Raw genomic sequence first — 24254 nt, 5'->3', positions numbered from 1 at the left:
GCGCCGCGCATCGCCTGCTGCTTTCAGATTTGAAAGATTGTCCGGCGTTTGCGATAGAATGCCCCCCCTGTTCGCCGTGGCCATGTCCACGGACGGGCACCGGCACCCGAAGCGGCGCGCCGTGCGCGCGGACCACCGCTCTCATTTCGATGCCGGCGATCTCCCTGCCGTTGGAAACACAAGTTCTGTAATTTGGATTGCTAATGAAGAAGAAGCACAACATCACCAAGTACATCGTCATCGCGATGGTGCTTGGCATTGCCGTGGGCTACGCCTGTCATAGCGCGTTTCCCGACCCGAAAATGGCCAAGGAAGTCGCCGGCTACGTGTCGCTGCTGTCCGACGTGTTCCTGCGGCTGATCAAGATGATCATCGCGCCGCTGGTGTTCGCGACGCTGACGGTCGGCATCGCGCAGATGGGCGACAGCGGCTCGGTCGGCCGCGTGGGTGTGAAGGCGTTCGGCTGGTTCATCATCGCGTCGTTCACGTCGCTGCTGCTCGGCCTCGTGACCGCGACGATCCTGAAGCCGGGCAGCCACCTGAGCCTGCCGTTGCCTGCCGCCGACGCGGCGCTGAACCTGAAGACGGGCGCATTCACGCTGAAGGACTTCATCGTCCACCTTGTGCCGAAATCGATCGCCGAGGCGATGGCGAACAACGAGATCCTGCAGATTGTCGTCTTCTCGATCTTCTTCGGCACCGCGCTGTCCGCGCTCGGCGACGCCGGCAAGCGCCTGACCGGCGTGATCGACGATCTCGCGCAGGTCATGCTGAAGGTGACGGGCGCGGTGATGTGGTTCGCGCCGGTCGCCGTGTTTGCCGCGCTGGCGTCGACGATCACGACGGAAGGGCTCGGCATCCTGCTCACGTTCGCGAAGTTCATGGCGAGCTTCTACCTGGCGCTCGCGCTGCTGTGGGGCCTGCTGACGCTCGCCGGCGTGGCGTTCCTCGGCAAGCGCGCGTTCACGCTGATCCGCCTGATTCGCGAGCCGTTCCTGCTGTCGTTCGCGACGGCGAGTTCCGAAGCCGCGTATCCGAAGCTGCTCGACGCGCTCGACCGGTTCGGCGTGAATCGCAAGATTTCGAGCTTCGTGCTGCCGATCGGATACTCGTTCAACCTCGACGGCTCGATGATGTACTGCACGTTCGCGGTGCTGTTCATCTCGCAGGTGTACGGGATCGACCTGCCGCTCGCCACGCAGATCACGATGCTGTTGATGCTGATGGTGACGTCGAAGGGGATGGCGGGCGTGCCGCGCGCGTCGCTCGTCGTGATCGCGGCGACGCTCAACCAGTTCCATCTGCCGGAAGCCGGGCTGCTGCTGATCATGGGCGTCGACATGTTCCTCGACATGGGCCGCTCGGCCACCAACGCCGTCGGCAATTCGATCGCGGCGGCGGTGGTCGCGAAGTGGGAAGGCCAGCTCGGCGAATCGCGCGACGACGCGGATTCGGACGGCGGCGGCGAGATCAAGCAGGTGAAGGCACGGGAGACGGCGTAGTCCGCGTGATTTCCCTGCTGTAAATGAAATGCGCCGGCCCGGATTCCACATGGATTCGGGCCGGTGTGATAACCGCCAGCGGTCATTCCTTTACCCGTCTTTACCCGCATCCGGCGATTTTCCCGATTCGCCGAAAAACGTTCCGCCATTTCCGATTCGCCGCATTCAACACCGCGGCGATATTCCCGCCATCGAAAGCTGCACACCCCCGATAGCACACGCGAACGCGCAAGTGATCGTTCACTCTCGCGCAGTCGCGCGCCCCGCCTGCGCGAGCAGCCCGCAATTTTTTTCGATTTATATGACGCTATTCTCGGCGTTGCCGATTATCGAATGCACGCGCGATGTAATACCGACTGCACCGGGTGATTTAGCGGAAGTATTTACGCATTGCAGATTTTAAAACCATCCGGCTGCCCCTCATGTGAATGACTCCACCATTCAGGAGAGCATCAGCCATGGTTGCCAGAAAACCGATTCAGGCCGTGCTGCTCGCCGCCGCGATCGCCGCGATCGCGCCGGCCGGAAACGCGGCGAATACCACCGACTGGATCGCGAATACCTATGGCACGCTCGCCGCGCACGTCGGCAACGTCGCACGCGCGATGTGGGTCGCGCCCGAAGGTGTGATCTACACGGCGTCGATGTGGGACGAGGACGAGGGCGGCGTCGCGATCTACCAGAACGGCAAGAGCGCCGGCTCGATCGGCTCGCACTCGGAATTCCAGGGCAGCGCGATCACGGGCAACGCGACGTCGCTGTTCGTCGCGCTGCAGCCCGGCAACGGATACGGCAGCGGCGCGGTCGGGCGCTACAACCGCGCCACGCGGTTCCGCGACAAGCTGATTCAGGTCACCGCGGCGACCAACCAGCCGCGTATCGACGTCGTCACCGGGCTCGCCACGGCCGGCTCGCTGCTCTATGCGAGCGATTTCTACGGCAATCGCGTGCGCGTGTTCACGACCGACGGCGTGTGGCAGCGCGACATCGGCGTGTCGGCACCCGGCGCGCTCGCGGTCGACGGCGCGGGGAACATCTGGGTCGCGCAGAAGAGCGCGGGTTCGATCGTCGAATTCAGTCCGGCCGGCGCGCCGCTGAACACGATCCGGCTGGCCGCCGGGTCGCAGCCGTCGGCGCTTTATTTCGACGCGGCGGCGGGGCAGCTGATGGTCGGCGACGAAGGGCCCGACATGAACATCAAGCGCTATGCCGTCTCGGGCCGGCCCGCGCTGGCCGGCACGTTCGGCGTGCCCGGCGGCTATCTCGACACGACGACGGGCATCAAGGGGCAGGTCGGCGCGAAGCGCTTCACCCGCGTCGCCGGCATCGGCAAGGACACGGCCGGCAACCTCTACGTGCTCAACAACCCGTGGGGCGGCAGCTGGGACCTCGGACGCAACGGCGCGACCGACATTCACGCGTACAGCAGCGCCGGCAGCCTGCGGTGGACGCTGCAGTCGCTCAACTTCGAAGGCATCGCCGCACCGGATCCGGCCACCGACGGCGCGCTGTTCTACAGCGGCACCCACGTCTACGGCGGCACCGCGGGCGGCACCTTCGTCGCGAACACCGTCGATCCGTTCGCGTATCCGTCGGACCCGCGCATCAACATGAGCGACACGCAGCGCGACGAGCATTTCGGGCTGCTGACGTCGGTCGGCGCGAACCGCATCCTCGTCGCGGCGGGGCAGAATCCGCCGGTTTACTACTTCTTCCACTTCAACGCGGCCAATGGCTACGTCGCGATTCCCGACGGGTCGATCCCCGGGCCCGCGTTCAACACGACCCGGCGCGTGTCGGCCGGCTTCAGCCTCGACGGCAAGGGCGGCGTCTGGGCCGGCCTCGACAAGACCGGCGCCATTTATCACTATCCGCTGACCGGTTTCGATGCGAGCGGCAAGCCTTCGTGGGGGCCGGGCGTGCCGACGCCGGTGCCGGCCAGCATCCAGCCGCTGACGCGCATCGTCTATCTCGCCGACAGCGACACGATGGTGCTTGCGCAGGGTGTGATCGGGAGTCCCGACTGGACGTCGATCGGCACGCGCATCGAGGTGTATCACGGCTGGCGCGCCGGCAACACGACGAAGCCGAATCCGGTGATCACGCTGCCGCATGGCGGCGCGAAGTCGATCGACGCGGCCGGCAACCACCTGTTCGTCGGCTACTGGTTCAGCAGCAGCGGGCCGCTGTGGCCGAACATCGACGCGTTCAACCTCGACACCGGCAATCTCGACACGACGCTCGTCAACGCGAGCCCCGCGACCGTGGATACCAGCAGCGCGATCGACGCGATGTACAGCGTGCGCGCGTACCGCCGCTCGAACGGCGAATACGTGGTGACGAAGAACAACGTGAAGGGAAACAGCATCACCGTTTATCGGTGGACGCCGTGACGGCGACGCATCGAACGTGACGATGACACCGCGATGGCTGTCATCGAAACGCCTTCGCTGTAACGATGTGTAATAAGCCGGCCCGCAACGGAGCCGGTCATCCGCTTGACATTGGGCGGCGATGTAATGCCGGCACGTCGGCGATCGCCGACGCAACGCACTCGATCGATTGGCACAGGCCCTCGCCACCGCGCGGCACGGGCAGACGAGGCCAGGATCATGCCGGACACGTCAGACGGTAATCGCCCCCACAGGTATAGAGGATTCCTATGAGAAATAGCCAGGTCAAGCGCGCGCTCCGACTCGGAGCCGTCATGTCGGCCGTGCTGCTTGCGTCGCACGCGCATGCGGAAGGTTTCAACGCCGCCGACGCCACCCGCGTGCCGAGCGGTCAGTTCGTCACGCCGCTCGCCGTGCGCGGCGCGGTCCAGCAATTCCTGAATCCGGGGTTGCCGGCCTATCCGCATTTCGTCGCGGGGGAGGCCGTGCGCTCGCAATTGAGCCCGGACGGCAAGACGCTGGCGATCATCACTGCCGGCCAGAACTCGCTGTACAAACCGGACGGGTCGGTCGACACCGCGGCCTCGACGCAATTCATCTTCCTGTACGACGTCGCCGGCGCGAACAAGACGCGCCCGATGCTCAGGCAGGTGCTTCAGCAGACCAATGCGTTCGTCGGCCTGGCGTTTTCGCATGACGGCAGCAAGCTCTATGCGACCGGCGGCAGCGACGATGCGGTCTACGTCTATGCGCAGCAGGGCGGCGCGTGGGCGCTGTCGACGACGATCGCGCTCGGCCATGCGGGCAAGGGCGTCGGCATCCGCGTGCAGCCGAACGCGGCCGGGCTCGCGTTGTCGGCCGACGGCAAGACGCTCGTCGTCGCGAACAACTACAACGATTCGATCAGCGTGATCGACACCGCGACCAACAACGTGCGTTACGAGCACGACCTGCGTCCGTTCTTCTCCGGCAACGAAGGTCGCAGCGGCGACGCCGGCGGCACGTTCCCGTTCGCGGTCGTGATGAAGGGCAACGGCATCGCGTACGTGTCGTCGGATCGCGATCGCGAGATCGTCGCGATCGACGTGTCGTCGCCGTCTCGCGGCCGGCTGGTCAAGCGCATCAAGCTGGACGGCAACGCGCTCGGCATGACGCTCGACGCGTCGCAATCGCGGCTGTTCGTCGCGCAGGACAATGCCGACCAGGTCGCGGTGATCGACACGAACGCCAACGCGATCGTGGCCCGGATCGATGCGCGCGCGCCGGCGGGCGTGCTCGCGCATGGCCAGGCGCATACGGGCGCGGCGACGTATGCGGTCACGCTGTCGCGCGATGGCCGCACGCTTTATGCGACCAACGCCGGCGCGAACGAAATCGCCGTCATCCCGCTCGTCGGCGAGCGCGCGTATCGCGTCACCGGCCTGATTCCGACCGCGTTCGAGCCGCACGACGTGACGTTCAGCGCCGACGGCACGTGGATGTACGTGGTGAACGGCAAGAGCACGACCGGCCCGAACCCCGGCCACCTGTTCGGCGCGACCCCCGCGGAGGCCGCGGCGTCGCGCGCGTCGAACGAGTATCAGTTCCAGCTCGAGCGCGCGTCGCTCGTGAGCGCGCCGGTGCCGGCCGCCAATGAGCTGCCGACGCTGACGCAGCAGGCCGCGCGCAACAACTTCTATCGCCCGGAAGACAACGACAGGGATAACGAAGTGATGGGCTTTCTGCGCCGTCACATCAAGCACGTGATCTACGTCGTCAAGGAAAACCGCACGTTCGACCAGGTGCTCGGCGACATCGGCAACGGCGCCAACGGCGATCCGCGGCTGGCCCAGTTCGGCCGCAACATCACGCCGAACTTCCATCGTCTGGCGAGCCAGTTCGTGACGCTCGACAACTTCATGAACCCGGGCGACGGCAGCATGGACGGCTGGTCGTGGGCGCTGCAGGGGCGCGTCACCAACACGGAGACGATCACCCAGCAGATCAACTACGCGGCGGTCAATCGCGGCCTGTCGTACGAGAGCGAGGGCACGAACCGCAACGTGCCGGTCAACTGGGAGTCGGTGCAGCAACGCGATGCGGCGGCCGGGCCGGCCGGCACCACGAACTACAGCAACGCGGCCGCCAGCCTACCGGGCGGCGCGGCGAACCTGCTGCCCGGCACCGGCAACCATGCGTCGTCCGATGCGCCGTTCGGCCGCCAGCGCGGCTACATCTTCGACGCGGTGCTCGCCGGCGGCGGCACCGTCCGCAACTACGGCTTCCTCGTGAACAACATCGGCAGCATCGGCACGGCGGCGAACCCGATCGTCGATCCGCGCGCGGCCGGCGTCGTTCAGGTCGCCGCGCTCGACCCGCGGCTGGCGTCGATGACCGACGTGTATTTCCGCGGTTTCGACCAGACGTATCCGGACCAATGGCGTCTCAACGAGTGGAAACGCGAGTTCGACCAGTACGTCGCGAGCGGCAACCTGCCGACGCTGTCGCTGGTGCGCCTGTCGCACGATCACATGGGGGCGTTCGGCACGGCGTTCGCCGGCGTGAACACGCCGGAGACGCAGCAGGCGGACAACGATCTGGCGGTTGGCCGGCTGGTCGAGGCCGTCGCGAAGAGTCCGTATGCGAACGACACGCTGATCGTCGTGACCGAGGACGACGTGCAGGACGGCCCCGACCACGTGGATTCGCATCGCGGGCCCGCGTATATCGTCGGGCCGTACGTGAAGCAGGGTGCGGTGATCCGGACGCGCTACAGCCAGGTCAATGCGCTGCGCACCATCGAGGACGTGCTCGGCACGCAGCACATGAACCTGAATACCGCGTACCAGCGGCCGATGACCGACGTGTTCGACGTGCACGGCCCCGCGTCGTGGACTTACACGGCCGTCGCGTCGACGGCGCTGAAGGGCACCGGGTTGCGGCTGGCCGAAGGGGCGGGCGAGAACGCGCTGCAATACGCCGCGGGGCCGGACGTCACGCCGAAGCATGACGCGGCGTACTGGGCGAAGGTCACGGCGAAGTTCGACTTCGACGATGCCGACGAGGTGCCGGCGGATCAGTTCAACCGCGTGCTGTGGAAAGGGATGATGGGCGCGCAGCCGTATCCGAAGCTCAGGGGCGTGACGCAGAAGGTGGCGAGCCGCGACGACGACTGATCGTTCTGCCGCTCGGTGTGGATGCGGGCCCTCCAGTCGGGAGGGCCCGTTTTTTTACGACATCAAAAGAAAAGCCGGATCGATACTTTTTGCGCAGGATCCGTCGTGCGATGCACAAAATGTGTCGGTCGATGGTGGTGCGGGCCGCAGGTGCGCGGCGCGAGACGCGGACAGCCGCGCAAGCGGAGGCCGCATGCACAATGCGCAGGCGCGCTGCGTGCGCAACATGCGGTCAGGATTTCGCCGTCGACTGTCGGCCGGTTGCGTGGCCGCCGATGCCGGGTTGGCATTCATCGCCGGCTTTTGTAAAGAAGCCACGGCGGCGCGATCGAACGACGCGTGCCCGTTCAACCGGCACGCGCCATCACACTCAAATGTGGCCCAGCAGCACCAGTATCACGACGATGACGACGATCAGCCCGAGGGAGCTCGATGGCCAGTAACCCCAGCTTCGACTGTGCGGCCATGCAGGAAATGCTCCGATCAACAGCAGAATCAGAACGATGATAAGGATTGTACCGAGCATCGCACCCCTCCTGAACTTGTTCGACATAACGGTGCCTGCGGGCGCAATTCCCGTGCCGCCAGGCACGGCCGTCGGCGCGAGCCGGCGACAGCGCACCGTTCGAATACCGCGAATTCATGCGATGAATACCGTCCGATTCAGAAAATAAATTTCAAAAATGCATCCCCGGCCGCTATGCTGGGCCTTCGATTTCCCTCAGGCGGGCATGCAATGGCAGAACTGTTTCTGGTGCGGCATGGGCAGGCGTCGTTCGGCACTGACGACTACGACCGGCTGTCCGCGGCCGGCGACCAGCAGGGCGTCTGGCTCGGCGAGTACTTCGCGCGGCAGGGCCTGACGTTCGACCGCGTGATCTGCGGCACGATGAACCGGCATGCGCAGACGGTCGATGCGATCCTGCGCGGGATGGGCGGGGAAGGCGCGCACGTCGACCGCCATCCCGGCCTGAACGAATACGACTTCCACGGGCTGTTCGCGGCAGCGGCGAACGACTATCCGGAGATCGCGCGGCTCGCGGCCGGCTCGATGAAGGAATACTTTCGCGCGCTGCGGCAGGTGCTGCACCTGTGGGCCGACGACAAGCTCGGCGACACCGCGCCCGAAACCTGGGCGCATTTCCAGCAACGCGTCGCTGACGCCCGCGCCGCGATCCGCCAGGGCGGCAGCCAGCGCGTGCTCGCGGTGAGTTCCGGCGGCCCGATCGCGGTGACCGTGCAGCAGGTGCTCGCCGCACCGGCGTCGAGCGCGATCGCGCTGAACCTGCAAATCCGCAACAGCAGCCTTTCGCAGTTTTTCTTCAACGCCGAGGCGTTCCACCTCGCGTCGTTCAACGGCATTCCACATTTAGAGGATTCCGAACGACATGCGTGGCGAACCTACGGCTGACCCCACGAACGATCGCGACGATGACGAACCCTTCCCAGCCCCTCGACGTAGCTCGCCTTACGCGCTATCTGGAAGCGCACGTGCCGGGTTTCGAAGGCCCGCTCGACATGGAGAAGTTTGCCGGCGGCCAGTCGAACCCGACCTTCCTGCTGCACGCGAAGAGCGGCCGCTACGTGCTGCGCCGTCAGCCGCCCGGCGAGCTGCTGAAATCCGCGCATGCGGTCGATCGCGAATTCCGCGTGCTGAGCGCGCTGTCGGGCACCGCGGTGCCGGTCGCGCACCCGTATCACCTCTGCGAAGACCGCGACGTGATCGGCAGCCTCTTCTACGTAATGAGCTTCGAGGACGGCCGGATCTTCTGGGATCCGGCGCTGCCGGAGTTGCCGAAGGCCGATCGCGCGATCTGCTACGACGCGCTGCTGCGCACGCTGGCCGCGCTGCACGACGTGGACGTCGACGCGGTGGGCCTCGCCGACTACGGCCGCCCCGGCAACTACTTCGAGCGGCAGATCGGCGTGTGGACGAAGCAGTATCGCGCGGCGGAAACGGAGCGCCTCGACGCGATGGAGACGCTGATCGACTGGCTGCCGAAAGCCTGCCCCGAGGACACCGGCCGGCCCGCGCTGGTGCACGGCGATTTCCGGATCGACAACCTGATGTTCGCGCGCGACGACTATCGCGTGCAGGCCGTGCTCGACTGGGAACTGTCGACGCTCGGCAACCCGCTCGCCGATCTCGCGTATTTCTGCATGTGCCTGCGCCTGCCGTCGGGCGGTCAGGTGCGCGGGCTCGCGGGCCAGGATCGTGCCGAACTCGGCATTCCCGACGAAGCGGCGATCGTCGCGCGCTACTGCGAACTGCGCGGGATCGCGCCGATCCGCGACTGGCACTTCTATCTCGCGTTCAGTTTCTTCCGGCTCGCGGCGATCGCGCAGGGCGTGAAGGCGCGCGCGTTGCAGGGCAATGCGTCGAGCGAGCAGGCGCTGCGCGTGGGCGCGATGGCCGGCCGGCTGGCCGAAATGGCGGTCGACGTGATCGGCGCACATCGCTGACATCGCGGACATCGCTGGCATCGCTGGCATCGCCACGCGGCGGCACGAAAAACATCAATGGAGGAGCACAGCAACATGGCAACGAATCTGTTCGACCTGACGGGCAAGATCGCGCTGGTGACCGGCGCGAGCCGCGGCATCGGCGAGGAAATCGCGAAGCTGCTCGCGGCGCAGGGCGCGCACGTGATCGTGTCGAGCCGCAAGCTCGACGACTGCCAGGCGGTCGCGGACGCGATCGTCGCGGCGGGCGGCCGCGCGGAAGCGCTGGCGTGCCACGTCGGGCGGCTGGAGGACATCGCCGCGACCTTCGAGACGATCCGCGGCAAGCACGGCCGGCTCGACATCCTCGTGAACAACGCGGCCGCGAATCCGTATTTCGGGCACATCCTCGATACGGATCTCGCCGCGTATGAAAAGACCGTCGACGTGAACATCCGCGGCTACTTCTTCATGTCGGTCGAGGCCGGCAAGATGATGAAGGCGCAGGGCGGCGGCGCGATCGTCAACACCGCGTCGGTGAACGCGCTGCAGCCGGGCGACCGTCAGGGCATCTACTCGATCACGAAGGCCGCGGTCGTCAACATGACGAAGGCGTTCGCGAAGGAATGCGGGCCGTTCGGCATCCGCGTGAACGCGCTGCTGCCGGGCCTCACGAAGACGAAGTTCGCGGGCGCGCTGTTCGCCGACAAGGACATCTACGAAACCTGGATGGCGAAGATTCCGCTGCGCCGTCACGCGGAGCCGCGCGAGATGGCCGGCACGGTGCTGTATCTCGTGTCGGACGCGGCGAGCTACACGAACGGCGAGTGCATCGTCGTCGACGGCGGCCTGACGATCTGAGCGCGCGATGAAACTCGACAGCTACGCCGGGCAGGCCGTGATGATCACCGGCGCCGCGAGCGGCTTCGGCGCGCTGCTCGCGAGCGAGCTGGCCGCGATGGGCGCGCGGCTCGCGCTCGGCGATCTGAACGAGGCCGCGCTCGAACGCGTGGCCGCGCCGCTGCGCGCGGCCGGCGCCGACGTGATCGCGCAGCGCTGCGACGTGCGCATCGAAGCGGAGGTCGCGGCGCTGGTGCAGGCGGCGGTCGCGCGCTTCGGGCGGCTCGACGTCGGCATCAACAACGCGGGCATCGCCCCGCCGCTGAAGGCGCTGATCGAGACCGAGGAAGCCGATCTCGACCTGAGCTTCGCGGTGAACGCGAAGGGCGTGTTCTTCGGAATGAAGCACCAGATTCGCCAGATGCTCGCGCAGCGCGAAGGCGTGATCCTGAACGTCGCGTCGATGGCCGGGCTCGGCGGCGCACCGAAGCTGGCCGCGTACGCGGCGTCGAAGCACGCCGTGGTCGGGCTCACGAAGACGGCCGCGCTCGAATATGCGCGGCACGGCATTCGCGTGAACGCGGTGTGTCCGTTCTACAGCACGACGCCGATGGTCACCGACAGCGACATCGGCGATCGCCAGGATTTTCTCGCACAGGGCTCGCCGATGAAACGGCTCGGCCGCCCCGAGGAAATCGTCGCGACGATGCTCACGCTGTGCGCGAAGGAAAACACCTATCTGACCGGGCAGGCCGTCGCCGTCGACGGCGGTGTGTCGGCCTTCTGAACCGAACGAACGGAACACGAAAATCTCGAGGAGTCGATCATGGACTTTGGCTACACCCCGAAAGTGGAAGAACTGCGCGAGCGCGTGCGCGCGTTCATGGACGCGCACATCGTGCCGCGCATCCAGCAGTGGAACGAGGAAGTGCATGCGGGGCAGTATCCCGTGTCGTTCATGGAGGCGCTGAAGGCGCGCGCGAAGGCCGAAGGGCTGTGGAACCTGTTCCTGCCGCACCTGAAGGACGACGAGCCGGGCACCGGGCTGACGAATCTCGAATACGCGCCGCTCGCCGAGATCATGGGGCGCGTGGGCTGGGCGTCGGAGGTGTTCAACTGCAACGCGCCGGACACCGGCAACATGGAACTGCTGCACATGTTCGCGACGCCCGAGCAGCGCGAACAGTGGCTGCTGCCGCTCTTGCGCGGCGAGATCCGTTCGGCGTTCGCGATGACGGAGCCCGACGTTGCGTCGTCGGATGCGACCAACATCACGACGCGCATCGAGCGCGTCGGCGACGAATACGTGATCAACGGCCGCAAGTGGTTCATCACGAACGCCGCGCATCCGAATTGCAGGATCTTCATCGTGATGGGCAAGACCGATCCCGACGCGGAATCGCACCGGCAACAGAGCATGATCCTCGTGCCGCGCGACACGCCGGGCGTGACGGTCGTGCGCAACATCACGGTGGTCAATCATTACGCACCGGAAGGGCATTGCGAGATCACGTTCGACAACGTGCGCGTGCCGGCGCGCAACCTGCTCGGCGACGAAGGCAGCGGCTTCGCGCTCGCACAGGCGCGCCTCGGGCCGGGCCGGATTCACCACTGCATGCGTTCGATCGGCGCGGCCGAACTCGCGCTGGAACTGATGATCGACCGCGCGCAGTCGCGCGAGGCGTTCGGCAAGCCGCTGAACCGGCACGGCACGATCGGCGAATGGATCGCGCGTTCGCGCATCGAGATCGATCAGGCGCGCCTGCTGGTGCTGAAGGCCGCATGGATGATCGACAAGGTCGGCGCGAAGGCGGCGCGCAAGGAAATCTCGATGATCAAGGCGCTCGTGCCGACCGTCTACACGGACGTGTGCGACCGCGCGATGCAGGTGTTCGGCGCGATGGGCCTGAGCCCCGACACGCCGCTCGCCGACCTGTGGACCTGGGGCCGCGCGCTGCGCTTCGCGGACGGCCCGGACGAGGTGCATCTGCAGGCGATCGCGCGCATGGAAATCAAGGACGCCGTGCGCGGTTCGACCGAGCCGTACCTGACGCGGCCGCCGCGAGGTTGAGCCGCGCGCCGCGCGGGGAGGCGACGTGGCGGAGCGGGAGACGCACGCCGTATTAAGATGCCGGCAAGGAGATCCGGCGATGCGCCTTTCGAAGATTGATCTGAACCTGTTCGTCGTATTCGAGGCGATCTACAACAAGCGCAACCTGACGCGTGCGGCCGAGGTGCTGAACCTCACGCAGCCGGCCGTCAGCAACGCGCTGGCGCGGCTGCGCAAGACGCTGAACGACCCGCTGTTCGTCAGCACGCCGGCCGGGATGATGCCGACGCCGATGGCCGAGAACATCGTCGGCCGCGTGCGCGAGGCGCTGCAACTGCTCGATTCGAGCGCGCACGAAGGCGACGTGTTCGATCCCGCTTCGTCGGAGCGCGTGTTCCGGCTCAGCATGAGCGACCTGACCGAGGCGCTGCTGCTGCCCGCGCTCGGTGAACTGCTGCAGACGCATGCGCCCGGCATGCACGTGCGCAGCTACACGATGGATCGCCGCGAAGTGGCGACCGCGCTCGCGAACGGCTCCGTCGACATCGCGATCGACGCGCCGCTGATCGGCGATCCGCACCTGCACCAGGCGCTGCTCGTGCGCGACCGCTACGCGTGCATGATCCGCGACGATCACCCGTTCAAGGGCGACACGCTGACCATGGACGACTACCTGTCGATGGGGCACATCCACGTGTCGAGCCGTCGCAAGGGCAGCGGGCACGTCGATGCGGAGCTGACGCGCCTCGGGCTGCGCCGCAACATCCAGATGCGCGTGCAGCACTACATGGTCGCGCCGCTGATCGCGATGCGCGGCGATCTCGCGCTGACGGCGCCGCTCAGGCTGCTGAAGCGTTACCCGGCGCGAATTCTCGAACTGCCGTTCGAGATGCCGGGGCTCGAATACTTTTGCTACTGGCATCGCAGCGCCGATCAGGATCAGGGCAGTCGGTGGCTGCGTGAGCAACTGATGATGCTGATGGGCGGGATGGGCGAGCCGCAGTGAAGGGCGCGGCGTGCGCCCGCGCGTGCCGGCTCAATACGAATCGTCGTCGAAGCGCGACGATGCGGGCCGGCGCTTCATGTCCTTCACCCAGGCCCTGACCTGATCCGGATCCTCGAATTCGCGCAGCGCGACGGCCAGGTCCTGGTTGCCGCGCTGCATGCCGGCGATGTCGCGCGCGAGCATGCGCAGGACCGTATCGGGCGCGACCTTGGTGGACGACGCGATGCCGTAGCTCCGCCGAAAATCGTTCTCGACGTGCCGGATCTCCTGATCGAGTTCGCGCAGTTGTTCCTCGAGGATGCCGTTGTAGCGCGTGAGCCGCGCTTCGCCGAGGCCGTCGATCGCGCGCCGATCGATCTGTTCGATCTCCAGCTGCAGTTCCAGCAGTTGCAGCAGGTTGCCCTTCTCGTAAGCGCGGTTGACCCGCTGCATCAGCGCGGTCTTGCGTTGCTGTTCCTGCGGATCGGTTTCGCGATCGGGGTGCAGCGCGCTCGCGAGCTTGCGATAGATCTCGCGGATCGATTTGCTCGATTCGGCCTGCTCGGCCTCGATTCTGGCCTGCGCGGCCGACTGCTTCGGCGATTTCTTGCGTTTTGCGCGCTGGGCCTCGCGGGCTGCGTGAGCGGCCATGTCGCGCTCGAACTGTGCGTCGAGTTCGGCCTGCATCCGCTCGGCGAGTTCGTCGGGCGACAGTGAGTCGAGATCCTCAGCCGGTTGCGATTGCGGTTGAGGCTCCCGCTCCCGTTCCGTCGGCTCGGGCTCGGCCGCGACGTTGCCGACGCGCGCCGATTCCGCGTGCCGGTTGAAAATGACCTTCAACGCCGCGTCGTCGCTGACGTTCAGCAGGTCGCGCGCCATGTCGGCGATCAGGTCGGACAGCATGCGCTGCTCGGCCTTGCTCAAGCCTTTTCGCAGGAACGTGTCGTCGAGCAGATGAATCAGCCGGATCCGCAGCGCCGTCGCTTCCTGTTCGAGCGGCAACAGCCCGTCGACGAACTTCTTCTGGAACGCCGGCATCACGGCTTCCCACGCGCCGAGCCGCTCGCGCCGCTTTTCGATGTGCTCGACGAGCGTATTGAAGGTTCGCTGGGCTTTCGACAGGCTGGCTGTCTCGTGACCGGGCGCGATGGCGACCGCGGCACCGCGACGTGCGGTCATGATGAATCTCCTCCGGCCGCGGCAAGGGGGCGCGGCAGGCCGGTATTTTAGCCGGCATCTCCGTGGCCGGCGGCGAGACGGACGGCTCGGGAAGCCGTGCACGCCGTGCGGCAAGCTCAGAACAACTGCCCCTGCCCCGAGATCACGCGTTCGAAATCGTCGCGCAGAAAGGGCAGGATCGCATCGGCGACCGGCTGCAACTGACGGCTCACGTAGAACGCGTAGTCGATCGGCGAGCGCATCGTTTCGAGCGGCTCCGGGCCGGCCGTCGTCATCACGTAGCTGATCCAACCGCCGCGCTGGTATTGCAGCGGCCGACCGCGCGCCTGGTTGAATTCGTCGGCGATCCGCGCGGCGCGCACGTGCGGCGGCACGTTGCGCTGATATTCGCTCAACGGCCGGCGCACGCGCTTGCGATAGATGAGTTGCGCGTCGTATTCGCCGGCCAGCGTGCGGCGCACGTAGTCGCGAATGAAATCCTGGTACGGCTCGCGCTTGAACACGCGCCGGTACAGTTCGCGCTGGAATGCCTGCGCGAGCGGCGTCCAGTCGGTGCGCACGGTTTCGAGCCCTTTGAACACGAGGTCCTCGCCGCCGTTCGCCGCGAGCGCGAGGCCCGCGTAGCGCTTCTTGCTGCCTTCCTCCGCGCCGCGCACGGTCGGCATCAGGAAGCGCCGGTAATGCCGCTCGTACTGCAGTTCGAGCGCGCTTTCCAGCCCGAAGCGATCGCGCAGGTGCGCCTGCCACCAGCGGTTCACGTGGTCGACGAGCGCGCGGCCCTTGGCGGCGGCCGCGTCGTCGTCGTGCTCGCGCCCGAGCCAGACGAAGGTCGAATCGGTATCGCCGTAGATGACTTCGTAGCCCTGCGCCTCGATCAGCTCGCGCGTGCGATGCATGATCTCGTGGCCGCGCATCGTGATCGACGACGCGAGGCGCGGATCGAAGAACCGGCAGCCGGTCGAACCGAGCACGCCGTAGAACGAATTCATGATGATCTTCAGCGCCTGCGACAGCGGTGCGTTGCGCTGGCGTTTCGCTTCGTCGCGGCCTTCCGACACGCGCCGCACGATGTCGGGCAGGCAATGCGCGGTGCGCGAGAAGCGCGCGCCGAGAAAGCCCGGCACCGACATGTCGTCGCCCGGATGCGCGAGCCCCTCGATCAACCCGACCGGGTCGATCAGGAACGTGCGGATGATCGACGGATAAAGGCTCTTGTAGTCGAATACGAGCACCGAGTCGTACAGCCCGGGCCGCGAATCCATCACGAAGCCGCCGGGGCTGTTCTGGCCCGTCACGTCGCCGAGGTTCGGCGCGACGTAGCCGAGCCGGTGCATGCGCGGCAGGTACAGGTGCGTGAACGCGGCGACCGAGCCGCCGGTGCGATCGGCCGCGAGGCCCGTGACGGTCGCGCGTTCGAGCGCGAAGGACAGCAGGTCGGCCTTGTCGAAGATGCGCGTGACGAGTTCGCAGTCCTTCAGGTTGTAGCGCGCGAGCGCGGGCTTGTCGTGATCGAAGCGGCGCTGGATCTCGTCCATCCGCTGATACGGGTTGTCGATCGACTTGCCTTCGCCGAGCAGCGACTGCGACACGTATTCGAGGCTGAACGACGGGAACGTCCACGTCGCCGATTTCAGCATGTCGATGCCGTCGAGGATCAGGCGGCCGGCCGCGCCCGCGAAGAAATGGTCGGGCTGCTGGCCGTGCGCGCGCCACTCGAGCACGCTGCCGCCGCGGCCGAGCTTCAGCGGTACGCCGTATTGCTCCGAATGCGCATGCAGGATGCGCAGGTCGAACTGCACGAGGTTCCAGCCGATCACCGCATCGGAATCGTGTTCATCGAACCAGTCGTTGAGGCGTGTGAGGATCTCGGCCCGGCTGTCGCAGTAGTCAAGGCGGAAGTCGATGGCCGGCGCGTCGCCGTTCGGCGGGCCGAGCATGTAGACCTGTCGCTGTCCGCAGCCTTCGAGCGCGATCGAATACAGCTCGCCGTGGACGCTCGTCTCGATGTCGAGCGACACGCAGCGCAGTGTCGGCCGATAGTCGGTCGCGGGTTTCAGTTCGGCGTCGGTCAGCGTGCCGTCGCGGCCGGCCGTGCCGCGAAACAGCACGGGTGCGGTGATGAAGCGCTCCATCGCGTAGCGATCGGGCGGCTGCACGTCGGCTTCGTAGACGTCGACGCCGGCCGCGGCGAGGCGTTTCTGGAGGCCGGACAGGTGGCGGTAGCGACGGCAGTAGAGGCCGGCCACCGCGCGCTGCCGGAAGTCGCGCAGCGCGAGCGGGCGCAGTTCGGCATCGCGTTCGCCGGCGAGCGCGCGTTCGGCGAGCGCCTGCTGCTCGGCCGGCACGAACGCGACGGCTTCCTGCGGGCGCAGCCGCACGCGGCGCGGACCGTGTTCGGTTGCCAGCCAGAACTCGATCTCGATGCCGGATGCGGTGTCCCGCCAGTGGCGGGTGAGGATGAAACCCTGCTCGAACGCCGTCAAAACGCTTGCTCGTCGTGGATGCCCAGGCGGCGGATTTTAGCGCCTCTCGCGCGGTTCCCGCCGAAGGGCGCGTCGATGGCATCAGGTGGCAGGAAGCCGCCGCGCGATCCGCCACGCAGCGCATCGACCGCGTGCAGACCGGACGACGCGTTTGCGTCACGTATTCGTCTGCCGAGCGTGCCGCGCCGCTGCGGCACTCAAGCCGGCATCGGCGCGAAGTTCCGCTTCAGGTGTTCCGCTCGCCGTGGCCGCTGATACAGATAACCCTGCGCGTACTGAATCCCGACCGCATGCAGCGCGCGATGCTGCTCTTCCGTCTCCACGCCCTCGGCAATGATCTTAAGGCCGTAGTGATGGGCGACCGCCGCGATCCCTTCGATCAGTTTCGCGTTGCCCGTCGTGAGCTGCGAGATGAACTGTCGATCGATCTTCACGTAGTCGAACGGAAAGCGCGACAGCATGTCGAGGTTGCTGTGATGCGTGCCGAAGTCGTCGATCGCGAACTTCGCGCCTTTCGCGCGCAGCGTGGCGAACATCTCGGTGGTGCGCGGATTCTTCTCGAGCAGGATGCGCTCGGTCACTTCGAGCACCAGCGTGCAACGCGGTGGAAGCCGGCCGATCGTGTCTTCGACGACGGACACGAAGCGGGCGCGTTCGAGATCCTTCGGCGCGACGTTGATCGCGATGCGCAGCGGCATCGACGGCGCGAGTGCGGTCAGCTCCGATACGGCCGTCCGAAGCACGAACTCGGTCACCTTCGGCAGGACCGCACTCGACTCGACCTGCGGCACGAACACGGCCGGACTGATGGCCCCCCATTTCGGATGGTGCCAGCGCAGCAGCGCCTCGACGCCGACGGTCCGTCGCGTTTCGACGTCGACGATCGGCTGGTAGACGACATGAAATTCGTTGCGCTTCAGCGCATTGCGAACGGCCTTCAGCAACAGCCGGCGCGGCGCTATTGCGAGCAGGTACGCGGCCGCGACGAGGCCGTTGACCAGCAGCGCGATCGTCAGGCAGATGAGTCGGTAGCGCCGCTGCACCTGCGAAACGTACGGTTCCGCCGAGGTGACCGAGACCGTGAACGGCCAGGCGTTCGACGCGATCTTGCTGCCGGTGGCCGGCGCCGCGCCGAATGACGGCACGAACGCGCCATGCTGATCGATGCTGCCCGCGCCCTCGATCGACAGCGTGGCCGTTTCCGCCCCGAAGCGGGTCCCGTGCGCGAGCATGTCCGCCACATAGTCGCCCTCGACCACATAAAGGACGCCGGAGTTGGGCGCGGTCGCGCGAAACGCCGCCAGCACCGGAACGTGTTGCTGAAACGGCGTCTGCCGAAGCAGCGTGATGGCCGTCATCCCCGGCGCGGGCGCGTGAATGTACGCGTCGAGCGGGACGTCGATCGCGCCCAGCGCCGACGAACACGTGACGCGACCGCCGTTCGCCAGCCCGACGGCCCGAAGATAGCGCAGGTGAGTGCCCACTTCGGCGAGCGTCCTGAAGATCGTCGTGCAGGGCCGCCCGACCAGCGCGTTCAACTCATTCGGGTGCCGCGAGCGAATCCCGTCGAGGATGCGGTCGACCGATATCACGATGTCGTTCGCGACGTCGCGTTCGTGCCGTGCAATCGAGTCGCGCGCGAGGCGCCCTGCAACGACGAGCGCCAGCATGAACACGAGAATGCAGACGATCAGGGCGCCGGGAAAGACGACATGCGGCCACGCGCCGCTGCGCTGGAACGCGGGCTTCGGGCGCGGTGCGTGCGCGGCGGGTCCTCGGGTCGTACTTGTTGTTGTTCGCATGTGAATGCAGGTCGAACCGGTCGATGGCTTGGCGCGAGGCATTCGCCGTGCCTGGCCGGGGCACCGCGGCTCGCGCCCATATCGGGACGCAAATCGATTCTACGCTCGCGAAACGCACGAAGCGACAGCGCGGCGGGCACAGGATTCGAGGCGCTTTCTCGTAACATACATCGACAACGCATGTATATCGGTATCGCACGCCCAAAAAAAACCCGGCCGCATCGGTATGCAGCCGGGACAGAAGTCACCGTCTCTTGGCACGAGGATGGTGCGCGGCAAGTATAAGGCGTGTCCCACCTTATTACGAAATATTGCTATCCAAAATGTAGATAAATATCGAGATTGATGCTCGTGGAGAAATATTTGCGCCGCGCGTCATTTCCGGCGGCCGTGCTTCAGAAGTCGTTGCGCATCTTGTGGAGCAGGTCGCGGGGCGATTGATGCGTGTCCACGGCGGTAAGGACGTCGGTCAGGAACCACGGCAGGTTCAGCTGCGTATCGGAATCGCCGACGCAGATGCGGATCGGCGGCGCCTTTGGTGCGGCGCGGGAGCCGGGCGCGGTGCCGGCGGACGTCGAGGACGGCACGCAGTTTCTCGCCTGCTGCGCAACCGGCGCGGCGGCATTGTCCGTCGCGGCGCCGGCGACCGCCGGCAAGCCGACGGCGGCAAGCAGGATCAGGATGGCGAAAGGAGCGGCGCGTTTCATGTGATTCTCCGGCGATGCACGTTCGACACCGCCGGCGGGCCCAAGTTCGGCAAGCCGCCGAGGCCCCGCAGGCGCGACGACATCAGCATGTCCGACGCGGTCGAACGCGCTGCGTGAGCGGTCTCGCGCACCGGATCGATCGTTCAAACGTCAAGAATCGTTTGGATCACCCGTCAGACGCTTGCGATGCCGAATGCGCTCATTTATCGTGCCGCCACGACGGCGCCGATACCGGGCGTCGAGCCAGTTCGCAAGGAGCATTCGTCATTACCGCATTCAATCGTCGCACGCAAATTCGTGCCTTTCTCGTCGCATCGGTCGCGTATCTCAACCTGTCGCAGCCCGCGTCGGCGGCCTATACGGAATCGTGGATGAGCGACCACGACGTCAAGGAATACGCACATCAGATCAAGCATTCGCCCGTGGCGGCGAGCGGTGTGACGGCCGTGAAGCCGGGGCGGCAAACCGGCTCTTCGCGGTCGAATGCGCCGGCCGCGGTGCACGCCGACGCGAAACCCGTGTCGAAGGCGCACGCGGCGCCCGCGAAGACCCGCAAGGTCGAGCATGCGGTCGGCATCGATCCGAAGGCGCCCGTCGTCGCGAAGCCGAAGGCCGTGCGGACGGCGCACAAAACCGCGGCCGTCCAGCATTGACGCCGCGATGACCGACGCATTCGACCTTCACGGAGAATCTCATGTCGCTGATGGACCGCCTGCTGTCACGCGGCGTGCAGAACGGCACGTCGAGAAGGCGCGTGATCGTGCGTGTCTGGCTCGACGAGCACGGGCGTGTCCGCGATCTCAAGGTCAGGCGCAGTTGCGGCGACGCCGCGCTCGACGAGAAGGCGCTTCACGCGATTGCCGTGATGCGCTTCCCCGGCGGTCACCTCGGCTCGGGTGGGAAATCGGCGAAGCGCTGGCACGATCTCGATTACCCGGTGGACTGACGACGCGTCACGGACAGCCGTAGCAGCACTTCAATTTCCCGCAATCGTAGACGTGGCTTCGCGCGGCAATCGTCGCGCCGTCGCACGCTGCCTGAAAATCCGACTCGCGTGCGTTGTGCAGCATCTTCACGATGAACCGCGAGCCGTTCCGATGCGCGTATGCAGGTGCTCAGGTCAGTGCAGGTCTGACGATGCGATCGAGCGTATCGTGTCGGTGATGCGCACGCAACGCGACAGGCCGAACGTCTCGGCTTCGCGGCGTTCCGGTTCGCTGCTCGCGACGGCCACCGCGCGCTCGGGCGGCACGCCCAGCGCCTGCAGCGCGACGTCGAACGGATGCTGATTTGCTACGGAGTCCTGCTGATGAGCGTCGGTCACGACGACCGAGAAGCGGTCGAGGTTCGCGCGGCCGAACTGGCCTTCGAACATGTCGCTGAGCCGGGCGGCAGGCAGCGTCGTGACGAGACCGAGTCGATATCCCTGCTCCGACGCGCTGTCGAGCCACTGGATGATCGCATCGCGCTGGTTGCGCGATTCGTGGGAATCCGGTGTCGCTTCGATCTGAGCGAATGCGGCGTCGAGACGGGTGACGATGGCTTCGATGACCACGGTGATTCCTCTCCTGAGACGTGACGATCCGTTCGCGGACGGGAATGCCGCACACCTTAGCGTCGATCCGGAATATGCGACCAATTAATATTTATATCCGACTCATACGATTCGACTAATGAATGGGGCGGTGAGCCAGCGCTGGCGCGGGATGCATGTGAGGGCGTGTTTTCCGGATGATCTGCATCGTATCGACGCGCTTCGACGTGATGCACCAAAGGCGCGCACGAAATGAATGCACCCGATGTGTGCAGATGAAAAAACGGCGTATCGGGCGAGATGCGCCCGATACGCCGTCTTGCGATGCCGCGTGGCGGTCGGCGATCAGTGCAGCTTGATCGACGGCTGGTTGCGGCTTTGCAGCCAGTGGCTCAGCGACTGGAACAGCGCGCGCTTCAGTCCGTACACGCTGAACAGATGCTTGCGGTACAGGAACTTGTACAGCCCGATCGCGGCGAGCCCGTCGACGATCAGCGAGCGCGAACGCACACCGAGGTCGGCCTGATACACGGCGCCCGCTTGGCCGAGCGACACGACGGTGCCCGCATCGCGGAACGTGAAGCCCGACACCGGCTTGCCGGCGAGGCGCCGTGCGAGCGCATCGCCTAGATACACGGCCTGCTGGTGCGCGACCTGCGCGCGCGGCGGCAGGAAACCGCTCGCATCGGCCGACGGGCATGCAGCGCAGTCGCCGAACGCATACACGTGCGGATCGTCGGGCGTCTGCAGCGTGTCGGTCACGATCACCTGGTTCGAACGGTTGAGCGCGATGTCGCCCAGTTCCCGCAGGATCGCGGGGCCCGCGACGCCGGCCGCCCAGATCGTGATGTCGCTCGCAAGCCGCTCGCCCGTTGCGGTCATGACCGCGTCCGCGCCCACTTCCGCGACGCGTGTATCCGTCAGCACGTCGACGTTCAGCGTGCGCAATTGCGCGTGCATCCTGGCCGACAGCCTTGCGTCGAGCGCCGGCAGGATGCGCGGGCCGCCTTCGATCAGCCGGATATGCACGTCGCGCGCGGACACCAGCGCCTTGAAGCGATACGTCGTCAGCTGCTGGATCGCGTGGCGCAGCGCCGCGGCCAGTTCGACACCCGTCGCGCCCGCGCCGATCACGTTGATGCAGATCGGTGCCGCGCGGTGCGCCGGCTGCTGCTCGGCCAGGTGGTTCGCCTTCGTGCAGGCGGCCAGGAACTTGCGGCGGAAATCCTCGGCCTGGTCGAGATTTTCGAGCGGTAGCGCGTGCCGCGCGGCGCCCGGCACGTTGAAGAAGTTCGTCACGCTGCCGACGGCCAGCACCAGATCGTCGTAGCCGAGCTCGCGTTGCGGCAGGATCTCCGTGCCGTCCGCGTCCTGCACCGGCGCGATCGTCGCCGTGCGTGCCGCGCGGTCGACCTGCTGCAACGCGCCCTGCACGAAGCGGAAGCCGTGGCGCTTCGCCTGCGCCGCGTATTCGATCGTGTGCGAGGCCGGATCGCGATGGCCGGATGCGGCTTCGTGCAGCAGCGGCTTCCAGAAGTGCGTCGGGTAGCGGTCGACGAGCACGACGTCGGCTTGCCCGCGGCGGCCGACCGTGTCGCCGAGGCGCGTGGCGAGTTGCAGGCCGCCGGCGCCGCCGCCGACGATCACGATGCGCGGCACGCGCGGTGCGCGATCCGTTGCAAGGGTAGGCGTGATGTGGTCCATGTTGTGGCTCCCGCTGATGACGATTCGGATGACATTGCTCAAGAACCGACGATATAGTTTTGAACCTACGCGAACAATTTAATGTTTATAAGCGACTCATATGTATTCACTTATAGGAAAGACCGCGACGTTCCGGCAGCTCAAGGCGCTGGACATGATCGCGCGGCTCGGCAGCGTGTCGCGCGCGGCCGAGGAGCTGAACCTGACGCAGCCGGCCGTGTCGCTGCAGGTTCGCCTGCTCGAGGAGGCGGTAGGCGCCGCGTTGCTGCAGCGGGTGGGGCGCGGCGTGCAGCTGACCGCCGCCGGTGAAATCGTGGCGCGCTATGCGCGCGAGATCCTGCATCTATGGAGCGAGGCCGGCGACGAAGTGGCCGCGCTGACGGGCGACCTCGGCGGCACGCTGCGGATCGGCGCGATCACGACGGCCGAGTATCTGATTCCACCGCTGCTGGTGAAATTCACCGCGACGCGACCGCACGTGAAGACCTATTTCAAGGTCGGCAATCGCGACGACATCATCCGCATGCTCGCGACGCATGAAATCGATCTCGCGGTGATGGGCAGCGCACCGAAGGAGCTGCGCACGCACGCGGTCGAGTTCGCGAAGCATCCGATGGTGTTCGTCGCGGCGCCGGGCCATCCGCTGATGCAGCGCAAGCGCGTCGCGCTGAAGGATCTCGAATCCGCGCACCTGCTCGTGCGCGAACGCGGCGCGGGCACGCGCTCGACCGTCGAGAGCCTGTTCAAGACGGCCGGCTACCGTTTCCATGTGGGCTCCGAACTGTCGAGCAACGAGGCGATCAAGCAGATGGCCGAAGCGGGGCTCGGCGTCGCGTTCCTGTCGTTGCACGCGTGTGCACTCGAGTTGCGCACGGGGCTGCTCGGGCAACTGCCGTTTCCGGGCAACCCGATCGAGCGCGAATGGTATGTGGTCACGCTCGCCGACCGGCGGATCTCACAGGTGACGGGGTTGTTTCGCGACTTCCTGATCAAGCAGGGCGCGCCGGTGATCGACGGCGCGACGGTCGCGCCGCACGAGCGGCGGCGCAAGTAGGCGCACGCCGGGACGCGGGCGGCGTGTGCGAGCCGTGCGTGCCGTCGGTCAAACGAGCCCGAAGTCGTCGTTGCTGTCGGGAATCGACGCGAGCAGCCGTTCGAGGCGGTACCAGCCGAGCATGCGCAGGCATCGCGCGGCGAAGGCGATCCGGTCGTTGCGGGGAGCGGGGCCGTCGGGACGGTGGGTTGTCCGGGACGGCGAAGAGGGAATGAACGCCGCGCGCAATAGGCAGGAATGGGGCATGACGGTCTCCGTAGGTGTCGGATGAAGCCCATCGTAAGCGCCGCGGCGCCCGTCGGCGCGCACGCAAGGATGCGGCGGAGCAGGAACGGATGATCTTTTTCTGCTCGTTGCGGGAATGGCGGCGCGCGCCCGGCAAACGGCCGGAAAAAGCGTCACAATGCGCGTTCGACCCACGATC

Annotated in this window: 20 protein-coding genes; 12 read left to right on the top strand and 8 right to left on the bottom strand. The window is 66.4% G+C overall.

Going from position 1 to position 24254, the window contains the following annotated elements; genetic code table 11:
* The first annotated feature begins 203 nt into the window (after nt 1-203).
* From WS46_RS29260 to WS46_RS29250, 3 genes are all read left to right on the top strand, one after another.
* A complete protein-coding gene (locus WS46_RS29260) occupies nt 204-1502 on the top strand; it encodes a dicarboxylate/amino acid:cation symporter (protein ID WP_059692637.1) in 1299 nt (432 codons plus the stop codon).
* A gap of 458 nt (nt 1503-1960) precedes the next feature.
* The gene (locus WS46_RS29255; protein WP_059692634.1) at nt 1961-3895 is read left to right on the top strand and encodes a hypothetical protein; all 1935 of its coding nucleotides are present in this window, start codon (nt 1961-1963) and stop codon (nt 3893-3895) included.
* 269 nt (nt 3896-4164) lie between these two features.
* Entirely contained in the window at nt 4165-7050 is a 2886-nt protein-coding gene (locus WS46_RS29250) for a beta-propeller fold lactonase family protein (protein ID WP_059692632.1), read from the top strand.
* A 370-nt stretch (nt 7051-7420) separates the two neighbouring features.
* Here the strand turns inward: WS46_RS29250 and WS46_RS29245 are convergent, their stop codons facing one another.
* On the bottom strand, nt 7421-7576 hold the full coding sequence (locus WS46_RS29245) for a DUF3309 family protein (protein ID WP_082721856.1): 156 nt from the start codon (nt 7574-7576) through the stop codon (nt 7421-7423).
* A 210-nt stretch (nt 7577-7786) separates the two neighbouring features.
* On the opposite strand from WS46_RS29245, the gene WS46_RS29240 reads away from it, so the two are divergent.
* The 6 genes from WS46_RS29240 to WS46_RS29215 all read left to right on the top strand — a co-directional run bounded on the left by WS46_RS29240 (nt 7787) and on the right by WS46_RS29215 (nt 13388).
* A complete protein-coding gene (locus WS46_RS29240) occupies nt 7787-8461 on the top strand; it encodes a histidine phosphatase family protein (protein ID WP_059692627.1) in 675 nt (224 codons plus the stop codon).
* Nucleotides 8462-8481: 20 nt separating this feature from the next.
* On the top strand, nt 8482-9513 hold the full coding sequence (locus WS46_RS29235; RefSeq protein WP_059692625.1) for a phosphotransferase: 1032 nt from the start codon (nt 8482-8484) through the stop codon (nt 9511-9513).
* Between the two features lie 75 nt (nt 9514-9588).
* Nucleotides 9589-10353 (top strand): SDR family oxidoreductase, encoded by a 765-nt coding sequence (locus WS46_RS29230; RefSeq protein WP_059692730.1) that lies wholly within the window; start codon nt 9589-9591, stop codon nt 10351-10353.
* A gap of 7 nt (nt 10354-10360) precedes the next feature.
* Nucleotides 10361-11119, top strand: coding sequence for an SDR family NAD(P)-dependent oxidoreductase (locus WS46_RS29225; protein ID WP_059692622.1), 759 nt, complete (start codon nt 10361-10363; stop codon nt 11117-11119).
* A 39-nt stretch (nt 11120-11158) separates the two neighbouring features.
* Entirely contained in the window at nt 11159-12403 is a 1245-nt protein-coding gene (locus tag WS46_RS29220; protein WP_059692619.1) for an acyl-CoA dehydrogenase family protein, read from the top strand.
* A 79-nt stretch (nt 12404-12482) separates the two neighbouring features.
* A complete protein-coding gene (locus WS46_RS29215) occupies nt 12483-13388 on the top strand; it encodes a LysR family transcriptional regulator (protein WP_059692617.1) in 906 nt (301 codons plus the stop codon).
* A gap of 30 nt (nt 13389-13418) precedes the next feature.
* Here the strand turns inward: WS46_RS29215 and WS46_RS29210 are convergent, their stop codons facing one another.
* The 4 genes from WS46_RS29210 to WS46_RS29195 form a co-directional block, all read right to left on the bottom strand.
* Nucleotides 13419-14546 (bottom strand): J domain-containing protein, encoded by a 1128-nt coding sequence (locus WS46_RS29210; protein WP_059692614.1) that lies wholly within the window; start codon nt 14544-14546, stop codon nt 13419-13421.
* A 116-nt stretch (nt 14547-14662) separates the two neighbouring features.
* Nucleotides 14663-17029, bottom strand: a complete 2367-nt coding sequence (locus WS46_RS29205) for a DNA polymerase II (protein ID WP_059692613.1) — start codon at nt 17027-17029, stop codon at nt 14663-14665.
* A 197-nt stretch (nt 17030-17226) separates the two neighbouring features.
* Nucleotides 17227-18873 (bottom strand): EAL domain-containing protein, encoded by a 1647-nt coding sequence (locus tag WS46_RS29200; protein ID WP_059692612.1) that lies wholly within the window; start codon nt 18871-18873, stop codon nt 17227-17229.
* A 353-nt stretch (nt 18874-19226) separates the two neighbouring features.
* Nucleotides 19227-19538, bottom strand: coding sequence for a hypothetical protein (locus WS46_RS29195; RefSeq protein WP_059692610.1), 312 nt, complete (start codon nt 19536-19538; stop codon nt 19227-19229).
* Between the two features lie 371 nt (nt 19539-19909).
* On the opposite strand from WS46_RS29195, the gene WS46_RS29190 reads away from it, so the two are divergent.
* On the top strand, nt 19910-20191 hold the full coding sequence (locus WS46_RS29190; RefSeq protein WP_059692607.1) for a hypothetical protein: 282 nt from the start codon (nt 19910-19912) through the stop codon (nt 20189-20191).
* Between the two features lie 41 nt (nt 20192-20232).
* A complete protein-coding gene (locus WS46_RS29185) occupies nt 20233-20484 on the top strand; it encodes an energy transducer TonB (protein ID WP_059447486.1) in 252 nt (83 codons plus the stop codon).
* A 174-nt stretch (nt 20485-20658) separates the two neighbouring features.
* On the opposite strand, the gene WS46_RS29180 is transcribed toward WS46_RS29185, so the two are convergent.
* Together WS46_RS29180 and WS46_RS29175 are read right to left on the bottom strand one after the other, a co-directional pair.
* A complete protein-coding gene (locus WS46_RS29180) occupies nt 20659-21093 on the bottom strand; it encodes a phosphatase (RefSeq protein WP_059692605.1) in 435 nt (144 codons plus the stop codon).
* Between the two features lie 324 nt (nt 21094-21417).
* Nucleotides 21418-22776, bottom strand: a complete 1359-nt coding sequence (locus WS46_RS29175; protein WP_059692603.1) for an NAD(P)/FAD-dependent oxidoreductase — start codon at nt 22774-22776, stop codon at nt 21418-21420.
* 100 nt (nt 22777-22876) lie between these two features.
* Between WS46_RS29175 and WS46_RS29170 the strand changes: the two genes are divergently transcribed.
* A complete protein-coding gene (locus WS46_RS29170) occupies nt 22877-23830 on the top strand; it encodes a LysR family transcriptional regulator (RefSeq protein ID WP_059533632.1) in 954 nt (317 codons plus the stop codon).
* A 48-nt stretch (nt 23831-23878) separates the two neighbouring features.
* Here WS46_RS29170 and WS46_RS29165 read toward each other — a convergent pair whose 3' ends face one another.
* Nucleotides 23879-24076 carry a hypothetical protein gene (locus WS46_RS29165; protein ID WP_059692601.1) on the bottom strand — a complete coding sequence of 66 codons (198 nt, stop codon included), beginning with the start codon at nt 24074-24076 and terminating at the stop codon, nt 23879-23881.
* Nucleotides 24077-24254 lie beyond the last annotated feature (178 nt).

It is taken from the genome of Burkholderia sp. RF4-BP95 (assembly GCF_001521985.1).
Lineage (GTDB): Bacteria > Pseudomonadota > Gammaproteobacteria > Burkholderiales > Burkholderiaceae > Burkholderia > Burkholderia diffusa.
Note: the sequence above shows the minus strand (reverse complement) of the source record. Positions and strands in the feature narration are given on the sequence as shown.